This window comes from Levilactobacillus tangyuanensis (assembly GCF_003946545.1).
Lineage (GTDB): Bacteria > Bacillota > Bacilli > Lactobacillales > Lactobacillaceae > Levilactobacillus > Levilactobacillus tangyuanensis.
Genome location: NZ_RHOA01000002.1, coordinates 195736 through 211421, shown reverse-complemented (window position 1 = coordinate 211421; position 15686 = coordinate 195736). Strand labels below are relative to the sequence as shown.

At 51.4% G+C, this 15686-nt stretch carries 14 protein-coding genes; 8 read left to right on the top strand and 6 right to left on the bottom strand.

Annotation, left to right across the window (positions count from 1 at the left end; genetic code table 11):
• Window positions 1–19: 19 nt before the first annotated feature.
• Window positions 20–976 (bottom strand): nucleoside hydrolase, encoded by a 957-nt coding sequence (locus EKM96_RS02605; RefSeq protein ID WP_125639309.1) that lies wholly within the window; start codon window positions 974–976, stop codon window positions 20–22.
• A 169-nt stretch (window positions 977–1145) separates the two neighbouring features.
• Here EKM96_RS02605 and EKM96_RS02600 point away from each other — a divergent pair, with 169 nt between their 5' ends.
• On the top strand, window positions 1146–2189 hold the full coding sequence (locus EKM96_RS02600) for a PrsW family intramembrane metalloprotease (RefSeq protein WP_125639306.1): 1044 nt from the start codon (window positions 1146–1148) through the stop codon (window positions 2187–2189).
• Here the strand turns inward: EKM96_RS02600 and EKM96_RS02595 are convergent.
• Window positions 2174–2932: an alpha/beta fold hydrolase gene (locus EKM96_RS02595; RefSeq protein WP_125639304.1), complete on the bottom strand. Its 759-nt coding sequence runs from the start codon at window positions 2930–2932 to the stop codon at window positions 2174–2176. The two genes, EKM96_RS02600 and EKM96_RS02595, sit on opposite strands and share 16 nt — an antisense overlap.
• 46 nt (window positions 2933–2978) lie before the next feature.
• On the opposite strand from EKM96_RS02595, the gene EKM96_RS02590 reads away from it, so the two are divergent.
• Window positions 2979–3968 carry an NAD(P)/FAD-dependent oxidoreductase gene (locus EKM96_RS02590; RefSeq protein ID WP_125639301.1) on the top strand — a complete coding sequence of 330 codons (990 nt, stop codon included), beginning with the start codon at window positions 2979–2981 and terminating at the stop codon, window positions 3966–3968.
• An 80-nt stretch (window positions 3969–4048) separates the two neighbouring features.
• Here the strand turns inward: EKM96_RS02590 and EKM96_RS02585 are convergent, their stop codons facing one another.
• Window positions 4049–6199 carry an LTA synthase family protein gene (locus EKM96_RS02585; RefSeq protein ID WP_125639298.1) on the bottom strand — a complete coding sequence of 717 codons (2151 nt, stop codon included), beginning with the start codon at window positions 6197–6199 and terminating at the stop codon, window positions 4049–4051.
• A 214-nt stretch (window positions 6200–6413) separates the two neighbouring features.
• Between EKM96_RS02585 and EKM96_RS02580 the strand changes: the two genes are divergently transcribed.
• Window positions 6414–7079: a histidine phosphatase family protein gene (locus EKM96_RS02580; protein WP_125639295.1), complete on the top strand. Its 666-nt coding sequence runs from the start codon at window positions 6414–6416 to the stop codon at window positions 7077–7079.
• Window positions 7080–7093: 14 nt separating this feature from the next.
• Window positions 7094–7534 carry a GNAT family N-acetyltransferase gene (locus EKM96_RS02575; RefSeq protein WP_125639292.1) on the top strand — a complete coding sequence of 147 codons (441 nt, stop codon included), beginning with the start codon at window positions 7094–7096 and terminating at the stop codon, window positions 7532–7534.
• A gap of 143 nt (window positions 7535–7677) precedes the next feature.
• Here the strand turns inward: EKM96_RS02575 and EKM96_RS02570 are convergent, their stop codons facing one another.
• Window positions 7678–8148 carry a C40 family peptidase gene (locus tag EKM96_RS02570; RefSeq protein WP_125639289.1) on the bottom strand — a complete coding sequence of 157 codons (471 nt, stop codon included), beginning with the start codon at window positions 8146–8148 and terminating at the stop codon, window positions 7678–7680.
• A gap of 185 nt (window positions 8149–8333) precedes the next feature.
• Between EKM96_RS02570 and EKM96_RS02565 the strand changes: the two genes are divergently transcribed.
• Both EKM96_RS02565 and EKM96_RS02560 read left to right on the top strand, forming a co-directional pair.
• Window positions 8334–8804 carry a MerR family transcriptional regulator gene (locus EKM96_RS02565; RefSeq protein WP_125639653.1) on the top strand — a complete coding sequence of 157 codons (471 nt, stop codon included), beginning with the start codon at window positions 8334–8336 and terminating at the stop codon, window positions 8802–8804.
• A gap of 80 nt (window positions 8805–8884) precedes the next feature.
• Window positions 8885–10318 carry an MFS transporter gene (locus EKM96_RS02560; protein ID WP_125639286.1) on the top strand — a complete coding sequence of 478 codons (1434 nt, stop codon included), beginning with the start codon at window positions 8885–8887 and terminating at the stop codon, window positions 10316–10318.
• 67 nt (window positions 10319–10385) lie between these two features.
• On the opposite strand, the gene EKM96_RS02555 is transcribed toward EKM96_RS02560, so the two are convergent.
• Window positions 10386–13151 carry an MMPL family transporter gene (locus EKM96_RS02555; RefSeq protein ID WP_125639283.1) on the bottom strand — a complete coding sequence of 922 codons (2766 nt, stop codon included), beginning with the start codon at window positions 13149–13151 and terminating at the stop codon, window positions 10386–10388.
• Between the two features lie 202 nt (window positions 13152–13353).
• Here EKM96_RS02555 and EKM96_RS02550 point away from each other — a divergent pair, with 202 nt between their 5' ends.
• Entirely contained in the window at window positions 13354–13629 is a 276-nt protein-coding gene (locus EKM96_RS02550; protein ID WP_125639280.1) for a hypothetical protein, read from the top strand.
• Between the two features lie 27 nt (window positions 13630–13656).
• Window positions 13657–14634, top strand: coding sequence for a choloylglycine hydrolase family protein (locus EKM96_RS02545; RefSeq protein ID WP_125639277.1), 978 nt, complete (start codon window positions 13657–13659; stop codon window positions 14632–14634).
• Here the strand turns inward: EKM96_RS02545 and EKM96_RS02540 are convergent.
• Window positions 14627–15613, bottom strand: a complete 987-nt coding sequence (locus tag EKM96_RS02540; RefSeq protein ID WP_125639274.1) for a YdcF family protein — start codon at window positions 15611–15613, stop codon at window positions 14627–14629. The genes EKM96_RS02545 and EKM96_RS02540 overlap by 8 nt on opposite strands.
• Window positions 15614–15686 lie beyond the last annotated feature (73 nt).

Sequence of the window (15686 nt, the reverse complement as noted above, 5' to 3'; positions counted from 1 at the left end):
CGCCTGAGTAAAGGTAAAATTAGTTTTCCTTGAAGAGGGCCGTCAAGTATTCCATGAAGGTCTTCAAGTAACGATCCTTGTCAACCGCAACGGAAACCTTAACGTTAGTTGGCTCGTTCAGACGATTGTCATCACCGATAGTCCGGCCGTAAGTTTCCTTGTTGTAGTTAACGACCATGTTTAGGTCAATCGTGGTGACGAAGCTAGGGTCAAGGGCTACCCCAACAGCCAATGGGTCATGCAAGGCACAACCACCCAGGTTGTCATTAACATCCACGTAGGCTTGGATGTAGTAGTCGACGATGTCGGCAAATTTTTCGCCGGCAACAGTGCCTAAGTCACGCCATTGTTGGGTTTCCTTCTTAGTTAAGAGGGTCCGCAAGGTGACGTCCAACCCAACCATGGTTGAGTGAAGTGGGCTCGTCAAGACGGCGTTAGCGGCTTCAGCATCTTGGTTGATGTTGGCTTCGGCATAGGCCGTCACGTTACCAGGAACGGTTAAGGCACCACCCATGAAGGTGACGTTACCAATTTCAGTCGCAATTTCTGGGGCCTTCTTGATAGCAGCTGCCAAGTTTGTCATTGGACCAGTTGGGACCAACGTCAAATCTTTACCGTACTTGTGAACGGCGTCAATTAAGAAGTCCACACCGGATTCTTTTTCGATAGAACGCTTTGGGTCAGGTAATTCAACTTGACCAATCCCATTTTCACCGTGGATGTCAGCACTAACTTGCATCCGGTCAAAGTGGTCACTGGTTGAAGAATGACTTTCACCTAGATAAACGGGAATATCGGTGTGACCGAGTAATTCCAAGATCTTTAAGGAGTTTTGGCCACCTGGTTCGACCAACACGTTCCCGTAGGAACCGATAATTCCGATTAAGTCCACATCAGGAGCACCTAATGCGTAAGCAATTGCTAAGGAATCATCAATCCCAGTATCTAAGTCTAAAATCATTTTACGTTTTGCCATGATATAATGTCTCCCCTTCGATCTGTAATTGGCCAAATAGCCTACTCCAACTATAATGTAACTGGTTACATTTAGCAAGCTCACCCGATCACCAAGTTGCTGGATATGTCGCATCAGGGTAAGATGAATCTAAACAAAACGGAGAAATAAAAAGGGGAGCGCTGGCCGGATGGCAGATAAGGAAAAAACAAAATTAACCAAACGTCATTTTAACTACCAACATCATCTCTTGGATGATGCGACGAAGGAAATGAATGAGTGGACTGGAGAAAACAAGGTCGTTGAGATTCACCTGTTGTCGATGTTCTCTTCCGTCTTTAAACCTCATAATTTGGACGATGCGGAGGCGCTCTTCATCGTTGGGACCAAGGAGACCACACCATCGTTAGAAGCCGTCTCAGCGGCTCCTGTGAAGCCCTGGCTGTTTTCACGGGTATTTGCCCTACTAGGGTCTAGCTTTGTGTTGTTGGCGCTACTGTTCCTGGTCTTTCGGAGCAATAACGCCGTGCCCGGGATGATCTTCATCGGCTCACTGACGGTACCGTTTTCACTATTAATCATGTTTTTTGAAATTAATGTCTTTCGCAATATCTCGGTTTACCAATTGATGACCGTCTTTCTCGTGGGGGGGATTCTCTCACTGATTGCGACGATGATTCTTTATTCCTTGATTCCATCGGGGAATGGGACGTCATGGGAGTCCGCTTTAATCGTTGGGTTCATCGAGGAAACGGCCAAGATGTTAGTCATTGCCTACTTTATCAATCGCTTCCGTTTGAATTATATTTTTAACGGCTTGTTGGTTGGGGCGGCAATTGGGGCCGGGTTTGCTGTGTTCGAAACGGCGGGGTATACCGGGCAATATGGCCTGGTAACCTTGCTGATGCGTAGCTGGCAGGCCATTGGCACGCACACGATCTGGTCGGCCATCATGGGGGCGGCGATTATCCTGGCCAAGGAACGCCATGAACCGGTGACCGGTAGCAATATGGTTGCCCCAAAGTTTCTACGATTCTATCTGCTGGCGATTGGCCTGCATGCGATATGGGATTGGAATGCCCCGTTTGCGCTGCTGGATATTCTCTACTTGCAGCAATGGGTATTGATTAGCATTGGGTGGCTGGCTATCTTCGTGTTGACGAATGCCGGTCTGCGGGAGGCCCGAACATTGCAGGGCCAGCGAATCTTAAAACATAGTCAGCTCGGCGGATAAAGAAATCGGATCATCTGTCGATCGACCTCAGGATTTTCGTGCAGCAGCGAGTGCTGGGTGTCCCAAATGGGGCCGGTGACTTGTTGGAAGCGATAGCTGGCCACGCGACCTTGCACCAAGGCCTTCATCGGCGTGGCCGTGTCAACGGGCACCTCACTGTCGTTGCCGAAACGGCCGATGCTACCGGCCATGTTTAGAACATGAAGGTGTGGGTAATGATAACGTAGCGGTGTGCGTTCTGGAAAGTCGGCACCAATGCAGACCAGCCGGTCGACCGTGACCGGCGCGTGTTCGGCTTGATTGAGGTAATCGTAGGCAATGGTGCCCCCGGATGAGTGGCCGACGAAGTTAACGCGGTCAATGCCGTAGGTACGGTGCAGAACGGTTAACACGGTTCGTAATTGGTCGGCCTGCCGGCGCGGATGAGTATTGTCCTTGAAGATGACGGGAATCAGCGGGTTCCGTGGGTCGAATGGGCCGTGGGAATCCCAGGTGACAGCCCCATTGAACCCAACTTTGGCTGTCAGGGTGAAGTGCCCCATGTGGGGACGATTCAGGCTGACAACCATGCTCCGCAGGGAAAGCCATGCACCCTGGGTCCCCGGTAGGAAAAGCGTGGCCGTTCGCGTGGTGGGAACCCGAGTTTGTCTGAGCACCCGCCATCGGGAGTGCCACCAACCGCCAAGGGCGCCCAGGATGATGACTAAGGTTAGTGTGATGATGAGACCGCGACGATGCTTCATGGTGAACGCCTCCGATAGTAAACAAGTAATGAAATGGAGCAATAATATGGAAAACTATGACCTAACAATTATTGGCGGGGGTCCCGCCGGAATCTTTGCCGGCGTTTATGCAGGCATGCACAACGCCAAGGCTCAGATTGTGGAAAGCCTGCCCAACCTGGGTGGCCAGGTAGCCGCTCTGTATCCGGAGAAGCAAATTTTGGATATTGCCGGTTTTCCCGCCATCTCTGGCCGCAATCTGATTCAGCAACAACAAGCGCAGCTGAACCAGTTCCCGTTGGCAATCAAGACGGGAGCGGCAGTCACCAACGTTACGGCGAATGCCGCAGGCTTCTTGGTACAAACCAATCAGGAAACGACCCAGACCCGTGCGGTGATTGTGGCTGTGGGAAACGGTGCCTTTGCTCCGCGGAAACTAGCCGTTCCAGGGGCAGAGGCCCTAACGGGGAAAAAGCTATTCTACAGTATTCCCAATCTAGCTGCTTTTAAGGGGCATGACGTGATGATTGCCGGAGGCGGGGATGCGGCCATTGACCAGGCACTGATGTTAGCAACGGTGGCCAAGTCGGTCACGTTACTTCACCGCCGCAGCCAGTTTCGTGGCTTGCCGCACATGGTGGACTTGCTTGCGGCGTCCAGTGTGCAGGTGAAGACGCCCTATCTGATTCGTGAGGTGAGCGAAGCGGCGGGGAAGGTTTTGGTTACCCTGAAACCGGTTGGCGTTACGGATGAGTTGCGTCAGCAACGAGTGGATGATCTGGTGGTTAGTTACGGCTTTACGGCTGACCATTCGGCCCTGGCCGCTTGGGATGTCGACCTGGCAACCGACCAACAACTTATCGCGGTTGATCGGCAGATGGCGACTAGCGTTCCCGGCATCTACGCCATCGGTGATGGGGTCATGTATCCAGGAAAGCAACCGCTGATTGCGGTCGGTTATGGCGAGGCTCCGGTGGCGGTTCAGGCCATCATGGCTAAATACTTTCCTACCCGGCGCAGTCCCGTTCACAGTACCTCGATGACACTTCCAGAATAACCATCTTAAACCGAAAATGAAAAGAAGCTGGCCGCTCGATCCGGAGATCGAACGGCCAGCTTCTTTTTTAATGGATTGGGTTACTTACCACTCGTGTCGTCTTGGTTCGTAATCTTAATCCGGTTAGAATCCGTCGACTTGTGGGTGGCCTCTGGGGCATCGGTCACGTAGAGCTTTTCCGTTGACCGGTCGCTGTTGCGAGAGAAGAGGCTGGTCGACTTCAGTCCCAGCTTCTTTTCTAGTTTCTCTGCCTTGGAGAGCCCATCGGCGTAGTTGTAGTCCTGTGGATCGACGGCCTTGAAGCCCTTCGGATGATAGAACCGCAACAGGTTCTTCTGGTTCAAAGAGTCGGAATAGTTGAGTCCCTGATTGACGTGTTTCTGAATCTTGTCAATCTTTTCTTTGAGCTTTCCAGTTGGGTGAATTTCCTGCTGAGTCTTGTTGCTGTAGATGGTCCCATCAACGGACGTGTAGTCGGGGGATTCCCAATCGCGATTTCTGAAGGCAACAATCGGATTGTGATCCTTTGAGAAGAGGTCGGTCCCAAACTGCAGGTACTTCTTTGAGCTAATGCCCATCAAATGCAGCAGGGTTGGCAAGACGTCGATTTCACCACCATAGGTGTGTTCCACTTTGCCCTTCTTGTAGCCAGGCATGTTAAACATTAGTGGAACCCGTTGGAGTTGGGCGTTGTCGTAGTCATTCCAGTCATCGGGGTTGACGCCCATGAGCTTGGCTAAGCTCTTGTTAGAGGAATTGGAAATACCGTAGTGGTCCCCATAGATCATGACCATCGAGTTCTTGGCCAGACCCGATTTGTTCAGGTAGGCGTAGAATTCCTTGATGGATTGGTCGAGGTAGTGGGCGGTCTTGAAGTAGTTATCCACCGTCTTATCCCCAGTGTCCGGCGTCTTAAACGTCGAGTCTTCCTTATCCAAGGTGAATGGGAAATGGTTGGTAACCGTCAGGTACTTCACGTAGAAAGGTTGTTGCAGGTGCTGGAGATACTTTACGGAATCCTTGAATAACAACTTATCCTTGAGGCCATAGCCCAAGGACTTGTCACCAGACGTATCGTAGTAGCTGGCGTCAAAGAAGTTCTGGTAACCCAGGTTCTTGTACGTGTTACTCCGATTCCAGAAGCTAGCCACGTTCCCATGGAAGACGGCAGATGAGTAGCCCTGCTGATCAAAAATGGCAGGGGCGGCCTGGAAGGTGTTGTCATTGCCGAGTTGGGTGAATAATGATCCTTGTGGCAGACCGTACGTGCCGGTTTCTAGCATCGTTTCGGCATCGGAGGTCTTCCCCTGACCAACTTCATGGAAGAAGTTATCGAAGCTATAGGTGGACTTACTCTTGTAGAGCTTGTTCAGAAATGGGGTAACCTCTTGGCCATTCACCTTCTTGTTGATCAGAAATTGTTGGAAGCTTTCCAGGTGAATGACAATCACGTTTTTCTGTTTGGCCACGCCATAAAGCTGCTTGTCTGGGGCGGCGTAGTTCTTGTGGAGGTACTTTAGGATCCCGCTCAGTTCGGACTTTTTCGCGTGCGACCGCAGCTCACTTGTGTGCTGTGACTTGATGCCATCGTACACGGTGAAGGCATCGAGGCCGAGGTATTTGACGACATACGTCCGGTCGAAGGTCCGAGTTAGCAGTTGGGGCCGATCCATTTCACCCAATGTCAGGTTCACCGCAAAGGCGAGAAAGGCGGCGGACATAACGGCGAAGCCGACACGCTTGTTCAACGGTCGTGGGTCAATATAGATTCGCCGGGTGGCTAATAACACCAGGACCAGGACCAGGTCGAGCCAGTAGAGGATGTCGTGGGGTGAGGTCAGCGCCAGGGAACTGCCCGAAAGTCCTTGATCGACCTTGGAGTAACCCAGCATCGTACTGACGGTCATGAAGTCCGTGAATTCACGGAAGTAGATGACGTTAATGTATAAGAGCAGTGTATTGAGAATATCAATTAAGAAGAGAAACGGGTAGAAGAAGCGGGCCCGCTTGAAGAACAGGGCCAGACCGAAGAGTAATAGGGTCGTGGCAATCGGGTTCAAAAGGACAATGAGAAACTGAAAGGGGTCGCTTAGGTTAAGTCGAAAGTCGACAAAATAGGCGAGCAGGGTCTTAAGCCAGAAGAGAACGACCAGCAGGGTAACAAAGCCCATACGGGTGCCGGTTCTGGCCCAGATTCTTTTGAAACGTTCCAAGATATTATGCTCCTTCATTTACGGATAAGTAGATTCATTTTACCATAGTTCCTCCCGTAAGCTACGGGAACCGGTGTTTCAGGTCTTCTCCATGTTAGCAAACTCCTTGTGGTTGGACCGATGTTCAGTCGAAGTTTAGGAAAACTTTAACGCCGGACGGGAAAATAGGGGCAACCAGACTGAAAAATTGGTAAACTGGAGATAAGTTTATGGGAAAGGTGTGGAATACGAGATGGACAAGCAGATAACCCTGTATGTCGTGCGTCACGGACAGACCTATTTCAACATTTATAACAAGTTACAAGGGTGGAGCAATTCACCCCTGACCGAGGCGGGGATGGCCGACGCCAGAGATGCCGGTAAACGGCTCCAAGACGTCGATTTCGCCGCGGCCTACTGCAGCGACACCACCAGAGCGGAACAGACCGCTAAGACGATTCTGGCAGCCAATCACAGTGTCCCGGCTGCCGAGCTGACGTCGGCGCCATTCTTCCGTGAGGAATTCTATGGCTACTATGAGGGAACCGACATGGCACAGGCCTGGTATGTTGCCGGTGCGCCCCATGGAGTCCCGACCTTTAAGGCCATCGAGGAAAAGTACTCGATTGGCAAGGCGAAGGATTTTTTAAAGGCCGCCGATCCCTTCCATCAAGCGGAGGATAATCAAGAATACTGGAATCGGGTTGACCAAGGGTTTGACCTGATTCGCCGGTCACCCAAGCTGAAGGATGGTGACAATGTCCTCTTGATTAGTCATGGAAATACCCTGTTGAGCCTGATGGAACGATATGGTCAAGGCAAGTATGACCTGAGCGTCCGGCCAGCCAATGGCAGCGTGACGACCCTATTACTGACGCCAGATGATGTTCAGGTATTAAGTTACAATCAAAAGGATTAAGGGAGGCCGACTCAATGGAATGTCGACGTGCGTGGGGGAAATTGAATCCCTGTTATGACGATGCCTTAGCGATTCGTAAGGCGGTATTTATTAATGAACAGGGGATTGACCCCAAACTGGAGCTAGATGGAACCGATGAGGATAAGATGCACTACGTCGGGTATGTGGCGGACGAACCGGTTACAACGGCTCGGCTAGACATGTTGGCCGGCAACCGCCTAAAGATTCAACGGGTTGCTACGGTGGCTGATGCCCGGAAAAAAGGGTATGCGGGAACCTTAATCCAACAAATCATTCACGATGCCGAGGCTTCTGGTGTGGCCCATATCGAATTGGATGCGCAAGTCACCGCATTGGACTTCTACCGTCAACTGGGGTTCGTCCCGGTGGGTGAGACGTTCATGGAGGCTGGTATTGAACACCAGACGGCCGAGTATGCCGCCAGTCATCGGTAATAAAATAATCATTCGGGTTAATGGGGCCAACAGCGATTGGCCTCTTTTTGATCAAAAAAACCGCCGTTCCAAGTCGATTACTTGCGAACAGCGGTTTAACTTATTTAAATCGTTCAATTGAAATCATGAGGTTCAATGAATAATTAGTTAGCGTCAGCGACGCGGGCGTAACCAACAGCATGCCACCAAGGAGCGTGGACAGCTTCGCGAACAACACCACGGTTTTGAGCATCGATCATCTTGCCACCGCCGACGTATAAGCCAACGTGGGAAATGGACCATTTGCTACCACCGAAGAAGACCAAGTCACCCTTTTGGATGTTCTTGTAGGTCACGTGCTTCAGTGAGTTGTATTGCGCTTGGGCAGTCCGGGCTAACTTAATCTTAGCGCCCTTCTTGTAAACGTAACTGGTAAAACCTGAACAGTCAAAGGAAGAAGGACCAGTAGCGCCCCAAGAGTAGCGGGCACCCATGTGAGCCTTAGCAACTTTGTAAACGGACTTGTAAGTCGTGTCGCTAGCGGCGGAAGCAGTCGTTGTGTTACTGGTGTTAAAAGCGACGAACCCGACAAAAACTAGTGCAATTGATGCAATTGTTTTAATAACTTTCTTCATTCTAATAAACACCCCTCATGATTTTTACAAGTTCAAGAATACCAATGTAATGTGACAGTTGTGTAACAGACCAGTTGCAATGCCATTAAATGTCTTAAACAAAACGTTACTTTTATGACAGCCATTGGTTTTTCTTGGCAAATATTGGTAAAATAATGAAAAGATCACGGAAGGGGATGACGGTCATGGCGGAATTTTCAGATGAGTTACGACAGGTTTTTGATGTCAAACGCCTTGTGTTTCGAATTGGTGAGATTGCCTCGATGACTGGCGTCTCGGCCCGTCAACTACGGTACTGGGAACAAAAGGGACTCATTCAATCCCAGGAACGGCCGGACGAGAAGCAGGCCCGGGTCTATACGTTCAAGACGTTTATCCAGGTCTCTATGATTAAGTATTTCTTGGACGAAGGCTTAACGCTGGCCGCGGCGGCCAAACGGGCCGGCGACCGGCAGACGCGAGCGCAACAGATTCATCGCTTCATCACCCGAGGCTTACAGGGTTTGTTACAAATTGATGGCGAGATGGCACTCAACCTGGGGGCCTTCGATGCCGAGCAAACGCTGTTGGCGATTTTGCCGGACGAGGGTGGCGTTCACTATCGGTTGCTCCCCAATGCCGAGGTCCGGCACCTGATGGCGGCCACCCCTAATTAGACATTTAACCGGGCCCGCAGGCCGAACTTGTGGGTCTTTTTTGATGCCAAAAAATGAGTTAACGATAAGGAGTAACGAACGTGAAACAATCCAGCTTTACTGACAACCCCATCATTCAGCGTCATCGGTGGTGGATCCTGGTTGCCATTTGCCTATTTACCTTTATGTCCACGCTAGACGGCAGTATCGTCAACATTGCCTTGCCAGTGATGAGTCGGGACCTTAAGATTCCGATGAATCAGGCCGAGTGGGTGGTGTCGATCTACTTGATTGTGATCTGTTCCCTGTTGCTACTCTTTGGCAAGCTGGGGGATAGTCGGGGGAAGATTCGCATCTTCAAGCTGGGGTCGGTGCTGTTTACAGTCGGGTCTCTCCTGTGTGGCTTCAGCGCCGGGCTGCCATTTCTATTGATTGCTCGAGTGGTTCAGGCCGTTGGGGCGGCGATGACCATGGCCACCAATAGTGGCATTATTACCGAGGTTTTCCCCTTCAGTGAACGTGGGCGAGCCTTGGGCATGATTGGGTCTTTCGTGGCCCTGGGCAGCATTGCCGGACCCGGTATCGGTGGTATCCTACTGGCTCACCTGAGCTGGGGGTATATCTTCTGGATCAATGTGCCGGTGGGCATTGTCGCCCTCGTGATTGGCCAAGTCATCTTGCCTCATGACCTGGTCGTTACCCGGCAACCCATCGACCGGAGGGGAGCGGGCCTGTTTGCGCTCCTGATGGTGAGCCTCTTTGCCGGGGTATTCATTGGCCAAGAGGTGGGCTTTACCCAGCCGGCCATCCTGGGCCTGTTCGCCATTGCGGCCCTGACCCTGACCGGTTTTATTTGGTGGGAACAACGGGCGACCGATCCCATCTTGGCACTGAGCTTGTTTCATAATTGGCAGTTTTCAATCAGTATTCTCTGTGCGTTTCTCATTTTCATCGCGAACTTCTTCTTTAACGTGATTGCGCCATTTTACCTAGAGAATGCCCGGGGGCTGGCCGCCAACTATGCTGGTTATGCCCTGATGACCTTTCCCATCGTTCAGGTGGTGGTGGCCCCGGTTGCGGGTGCCGTGTCGGATAAGATTGGACCGGAACTATTGACCTTTGTGGGGCTCGTCTTGATTTCCATTAGTCAGGTGGGCTATATGTTTGCCGGATTGACGACGCCACTTTGGATCTTCATGTTCTTTATCGGCCTGGTCGGCTTAGGTAACGGGATCTTCATGGCGCCCAATAATTCTATCGTCATGAGCGCCGTACCCGTCAAGGATCTGGGAATTGCCGGGGGTGTGAATGCCTTAGCCAGGGAACTGGGGATGGTCATCGGAATCTCGGTAGCGACGACCGTTCTGTTCTCATCAATGACTCATTACGCCGGTCACAAGGTGACGGCGTACCTGCCGGCGCACCCAGAGATCTTCATCGCTGGCATGCGGGTGTCCTTCATCGTCGCTCTGGTTATTTGTTTGTTGGCCACGGGCGTGACTGGATGGCGCCTGTATCGGCGGCGAGTTCGTTAAAAATTTAGGCCATAAAAAAATGCGGCATCGCCAACAGAGGCGGTACCGCATTTTCTATTGCTTGAAGTTAGTCTTCAGAATCGTCATGACTCGCGTGAGCACCACGACGGTGAGCACCTTTACCGTTACCAAGGTGGAACTGGTAAGGCTTTTGGTTAGGAATGATCACGGACAACTTCCCGAAGGAGGCGGCCATGAGTGGTAATAACAGGTTGAAGATAACTGCCGTGAAGATGGTAATCAGGGCAACAGCCGTTAAGACCTGTGATTCCGCCGCCAACAGGCCGAGGACGCTGGCAATAACGAGGAACATGGAATGCCGCATCGTTTGCCCACATTCGTTGATGCCAGGTAGGAGCCAGTCGAGTAATGGCGCGTCGTTCAGTCGGAAGCTTAAGGCCAACTGAGTCAATTCAACAACGGCCAGAACCGTTAGTGGAATGAATGCCAGTAATGGGACTTGCCAGTTAAACTCGTTGTTACCGGTTAACCACCGCATTAAGACTTGTGTCAGCTGGAAACTCCCTAAGGCCGAAGCAGCAAAGGTTAGGAACCAGTAGAGTGGTTGTAAGATTGACCGACTGAAGACGATCAAGAGTAACAAGGTGACGCCGAATACCAGGGCAATGACTCGTGGTAAGTCGTGTTGGTATTGTTGCTGAATGGTGCTGGCCACGACCGGTTGACCCGTGTAGGTTAACTTAGCATCCTTCAGGGAGGTCCCACGAAGTTGGCTCTTGGTTAAGTCTTGCAGGTGTGTCAGAGTCTTGGTGGTGTCCTTAGCATTTGGCGCTTGCTTTAAGGTAATTGTTAGGTAGGTCGCCTTGGTCTTTTCATCCGTGAAGTTGACCAGGGATTGTTGGAAATCACCGCTGGCTAACTGAGTTGGTGAAAGATATAGGGACTTAGCAGCTTCGGAAGTTTGGAGACCACCCAGGTAACCATAAATGCTGTTCAAAGAGGTCTGCATATCCTTCACGTGCTTACGAGATGTGCCCAAGCTATCGTTAACCGACTTAATACCGGAGGCGTAACTTGAGAGGTTAGTGGAGGCCGTGCCAACATCCGTATTGGTGGTGGTCGCCGCGCCAGATAAACTCGACATCGTACCCACGGCACTGTTCAGTTCGGCGTTGACCGCATTCAACTGGTTAATGTAGCGGGCAACCTTTTTGGAAGCCTTGCTACCAGAAGCGCTGGATTGGCTGAGGGCTGATTGCAGTGAGCCGGAGAGGGTACTGCTGTCGCTGACCAGACTGTTGGTTTGCGCACTCAATTTGCTAAGCCGCTTAACCTCTGACTGGAGGTCCTTTTCCTTCAAGTTGGACTTGTCGGACTTGAGATCCTTGCGTAGGGTACCTAGTTGACCAATGACCCCATTCAAGTTTTCGTTGAGAGAACTTAATTGACTGGAGACATAGTATTGGGTGATGGGTTGACCACCGGGCTGGGTAACGGATGTGACCGAAGCCACGCCTGGTTGTGCCTTTAATTTCTTGGTCAAGTTATCAATTTCAAACAATTGATTTTGGTTGTTTAATCGTTTATTGGTCTGAATGTAAAGCGTCACTGGCGTCGATTTACCTTGGCCAAAGTGAGCACTTAAGACCCGCGCACCCTGCACGGCTTGGTTATTGGGAATATCTTGGGTGTTATTGTAGTTTAAGCGGGTATGGAATCCAAAGGCAACGGGTCCTAACAGGTACAGGGCCAACAAGACGGCAATCCAAGGTTGCCAGAGACCGAAGCGGGCAAGTGAATGCCAGAGCTTATGGTCCTTGAGTTGTGGCCGAGTCTTCTTAGGCCAGAAGAGGCTGGAACCAAGCATACCGGCAAAGACGGGCACCAAGGTTACCGATGCAATCCCGGTGATAGCAAAACCGATGCCCAAGACGCCAAAGGCACGAATGGTGGAGAAGTCGAATAGCATCAGGCCGCCAAAGGCGATCGTTAAGGTCAGGGTGCTGATAAGCACTCGGTAACCCAAGCTAGCGATGACTGCTGAAGTGGCTTCTTGACTGTCGGCACCGTCATCCACGCGTTCACGAAGTTCCCGGAAGAACCAGAAATTCGTGAGGAGTGTGAACAGGCCAATGCCTAGTAGCAGGAAGATTGGCGTATATTCGGAATACGCGAAGTTCCAATGGTAGGCTAAATTGGTGGCCAGGCTTAGCGTGGAGATATAACTAATTAAAATAGCAAGGAAACTAATAATTGGGGCAATGATTGATGCAAAGAGAATCCCCATAGCAACCAACGCTAAGACTAGGGTCATGATGATGACAATCAAGGTGAAGGAAGCGATGTGCTGGTTCGCAGCATCGCTGACAATTTCGGGGCTGGTGACGTAGGTGTTGAGGCCGACTGTTGAAATTTGAGACTTCAATTGGCCGGAAATTTGACGGACCGTGCCTTGATTATGACTCACGGCTAATTGGACAACCTCGGTGGATTTGTCCTTTGAGAACAATTGAGGTTGGCTGGTAGGCGTGTTCGTCATGGTTGTAATCTTCTTGATCCCATAATAACTAGAACGCTTCTGTAGTTCGGAAACGGTTTTGTTAATGGACGCCAATTGCTTGTTATTTAGGGCGCCACTGGGATTATTGAAGACCGCATTGACGGTGTAGGTCCCGTTAAGATTGCGACCCCAGGTATTGCGAATCTGGGTCGCTTTCACGGGTTGACTCGTATTCGCTAATTGTGGTTGACCGTCATACTGAATGATAGTGTTCACATTTGGTAAAGTGACGATGGCCGCAAAGACCACAACTAACCAGAATACGAGTGCAAAAATTCGGTTATGATGGAGCTTTCTAATCCGTTCTTGCATATGTAATCTGAGTCCTCTCTATGTAATGAAATTCCCGCCGTGCAAGCAGGGTGCAGTTCAATGTTAATTTTACCATAATGACCGGATGTCTGGACTGATTCTCGCCGATTTAAGAAAGTTTAAGAAACTCTTTAGTTGACTTAAATGGTTAAGCCGTTAAAGTAAAGTCAAAGTGACTTACAAAAAGGAAGGTGGAATCCACATGCGTTCAAAGAAAGCTTATCAAAGTCCGTTTGCTGCCATGTTGACGGGGGATCGTTACGCATTGGCCACCAAGCTGTCCCAAGAATCCGGCCTCGATCAGAGTCAAGTTATGTACGCTTACTTACAGATTACGGCAACGGTTTCGGCCGATTCGGCCATTCGGGAGTCGGCGCCAGAGATTGACCGGCGCTTTCAGGCGTTGTTAACGGCGGCTAAGGCCAGTCGGTCTGCCAGTGTGGAACAGCTGTTGACAGCGGTTGATCCGAAAGAATAGCCCAGCCTAGGGCAAGGAGGACGGGTCATGTGTACGAGTATCTTACAAATCACGAAGGATGGCCAGCACATCCTAGCTAGAACCATGGACTGGCACCGCTTGGCGGTCCAGCCCTTGTTTGTGCCCCGACAATATCAGTGGGCAAGTCTTTATGATAATCGGCGGTACACCAACCGCTACGCCATGATCGGTGGCGGTGGTGCTCATGACGATGAGATTGACGTGTCCGATGGTGTGAACGAGATGGGACTTAGCGTCCAGAAACTCACGTTCGCTAATGGGTCGCGGTTAGTCGAAAAACCGGCGCCAGGTTTGGTTCACTTAGCGCCGTACGAGTTTTCATTTTATTTGTTGGGTCGGTTTGCCTCGGTTGACGACATCGAGGCCCATATCGCTGAGATTCAACTCATGACGAATCGGTATGCCGTGAATAATATTGGTGAGGCAGAGCTGCATTTCGCCGTCGCCGATCGCACCGGGCGAACCGTTGTGATCGAGCCTACGCATTTTCCAATGAAGGTTCGTGACAATCCGTTGGGGGTGGTCACGAACAGTAAAGACTTTGAACGCCAGTTGGAACGACTGGGCGACTACGTCAATTACACCGATGACTTTTTAGCGGGCACGTTGCCATTGAATGCGCCGCGTGTCAGCAACGGCAGCTTTTCTGGCAAGCCGGTTCCCAGCAGTTCATTTACACCGGGGGGCCGGTTTGTCCGAGCTGCCTACTATAAGGAACGCGCGGAACTGCCAGCAGATGAGGCGGCTGGGATTGTCAGCGCCTGGCACCTATTAAACAGTGTCACCGTGCCGAAGAGTCGCCAGTATCGGCCAACTTATTCGGTCTATCGGGCGGCTACTTGCTGTGAGTCGCTAACCTATTACTTCCAACCCTATAATCGTCTCGACCTGGTGAAGTTACGGTTAACCCCGGACATGCTGACTTGGACCGATGCCAGGTTTTATCCACTGGAAAACGAGTTGCAGGCGACCAGCCTTAACTGAGCATCCAGAGCAGGTTGACGGTGATCAGGGCAAGTAGGACGCCCCGATGAAGCCGGGGATGGAGCATGAGAATGGCTAAAAACTCGCGTGACCAACCGAGCGGCAGATAGGTTGGTCGGGTGGGGGCAGGGTAGCCGCCGACCACGAGGCCTAGCCGATTGGCTAGGTACTCCGCGCGAAACAGATGATAATTGCTGGTTACCACGACGACCCGGCCACCGCCATGCGGCAAGCGTTGCCATAACCGCTGACTGTTGATCAGATTGGTGCGGGTGTTGGTGGCCCGGTCTTCCAAGATGATTCGCTGGTCATCGTAACCCTGGCGCTTCAGGAAGCCGGCCATGGCCGCTGCCTCACTCATCGTTTCATCCGGTCCTTGGCCACCCGTCACGATGATGACGGGTGGCGTTTTTTGTTGGTTGGCCAATCGTAGGCCGGCCCGTAGCCGGTTACCGAGTACCCGGCCGATATGATGACCGCGGAGCAGACCGGCGCCCAGGATGACGATCGTATCCGCTTGGCGACTGTGCATGATGCAAGCGCGCATCACCCCAAGTAGGCTGGCACCAAAGATCAGGCCAATGTATAAGGTGAACACGGGAACGAAGGTAAGCCATTCCCAAATTTCAAAGTCAAAGCGGTCCGTCAAGAGGCTGATGACCCAGCCAATGTTGAGAATGACAGCCGCCCAGACGATCAGAAGAACCCCGACGGTCAGCCGTTCATGCTTGCGAACGACCCGGTGGGGGGCAATTAGAATCAGGGCTAAAATGCCGACACCTATCAGGGCAATGAGGCCCATGGCGGTCCAGCCGATGGCACCGATGAGATGGGCCCAGGGGTGATGAGAGATGGTGGCCAGCAGGGTAATCCCGGCTCCACAAAGACCAGTGGTGACCAGGCTGGCCAATCCGCGTGGTTGCCAGAAGTTAGCCAGCGCAGCAATACATAGAAGAATAATGGTGCTACTTAGGAACATTCGGGGCTCCTCCTTTCGAAAAGATTAATTTTTCTTGAGCTTTTACAGAATAATCGGTATTGCGTTTAGAAAC

Bases quoted from the DNA above. Each gene is read 5' to 3' on its own strand.
- EKM96_RS02580 (WP_125639295.1), top strand. From the start codon at position 6,414: ATGGACAAGCAGATAACCCTGTATGTCGTGCGTCACGGACAGACCTAT.
- EKM96_RS02595 (WP_125639304.1), bottom strand. From the start codon at position 2,932: ATGAAGCATCGTCGCGGTCTCATCATCACACTAACCTTAGTCATCATC.
- EKM96_RS02590 (WP_125639301.1), top strand. From the start codon at position 2,979: ATGGAAAACTATGACCTAACAATTATTGGCGGGGGTCCCGCCGGAATC.
- EKM96_RS02585 (WP_125639298.1), bottom strand. From the start codon at position 6,199: ATGAAGGAGCATAATATCTTGGAACGTTTCAAAAGAATCTGGGCCAGA.
- EKM96_RS02555 (WP_125639283.1), bottom strand. From the start codon at position 13,151: ATGCAAGAACGGATTAGAAAGCTCCATCATAACCGAATTTTTGCACTC.
- EKM96_RS02600 (WP_125639306.1), top strand. From the start codon at position 1,146: ATGGCAGATAAGGAAAAAACAAAATTAACCAAACGTCATTTTAACTAC.
- EKM96_RS02570 (WP_125639289.1), bottom strand. From the start codon at position 8,148: ATGAAGAAAGTTATTAAAACAATTGCATCAATTGCACTAGTTTTTGTC.
- EKM96_RS02550 (WP_125639280.1), top strand. From the start codon at position 13,354: ATGCGTTCAAAGAAAGCTTATCAAAGTCCGTTTGCTGCCATGTTGACG.
- EKM96_RS02545 (WP_125639277.1), top strand. From the start codon at position 13,657: ATGTGTACGAGTATCTTACAAATCACGAAGGATGGCCAGCACATCCTA.
- EKM96_RS02540 (WP_125639274.1), bottom strand. From the start codon at position 15,613: ATGTTCCTAAGTAGCACCATTATTCTTCTATGTATTGCTGCGCTGGCT.
- EKM96_RS02605 (WP_125639309.1), bottom strand. From the start codon at position 976: ATGGCAAAACGTAAAATGATTTTAGACTTAGATACTGGGATTGATGAT.
- EKM96_RS02565 (WP_125639653.1), top strand. From the start codon at position 8,334: ATGGCGGAATTTTCAGATGAGTTACGACAGGTTTTTGATGTCAAACGC.
- EKM96_RS02575 (WP_125639292.1), top strand. From the start codon at position 7,094: ATGGAATGTCGACGTGCGTGGGGGAAATTGAATCCCTGTTATGACGAT.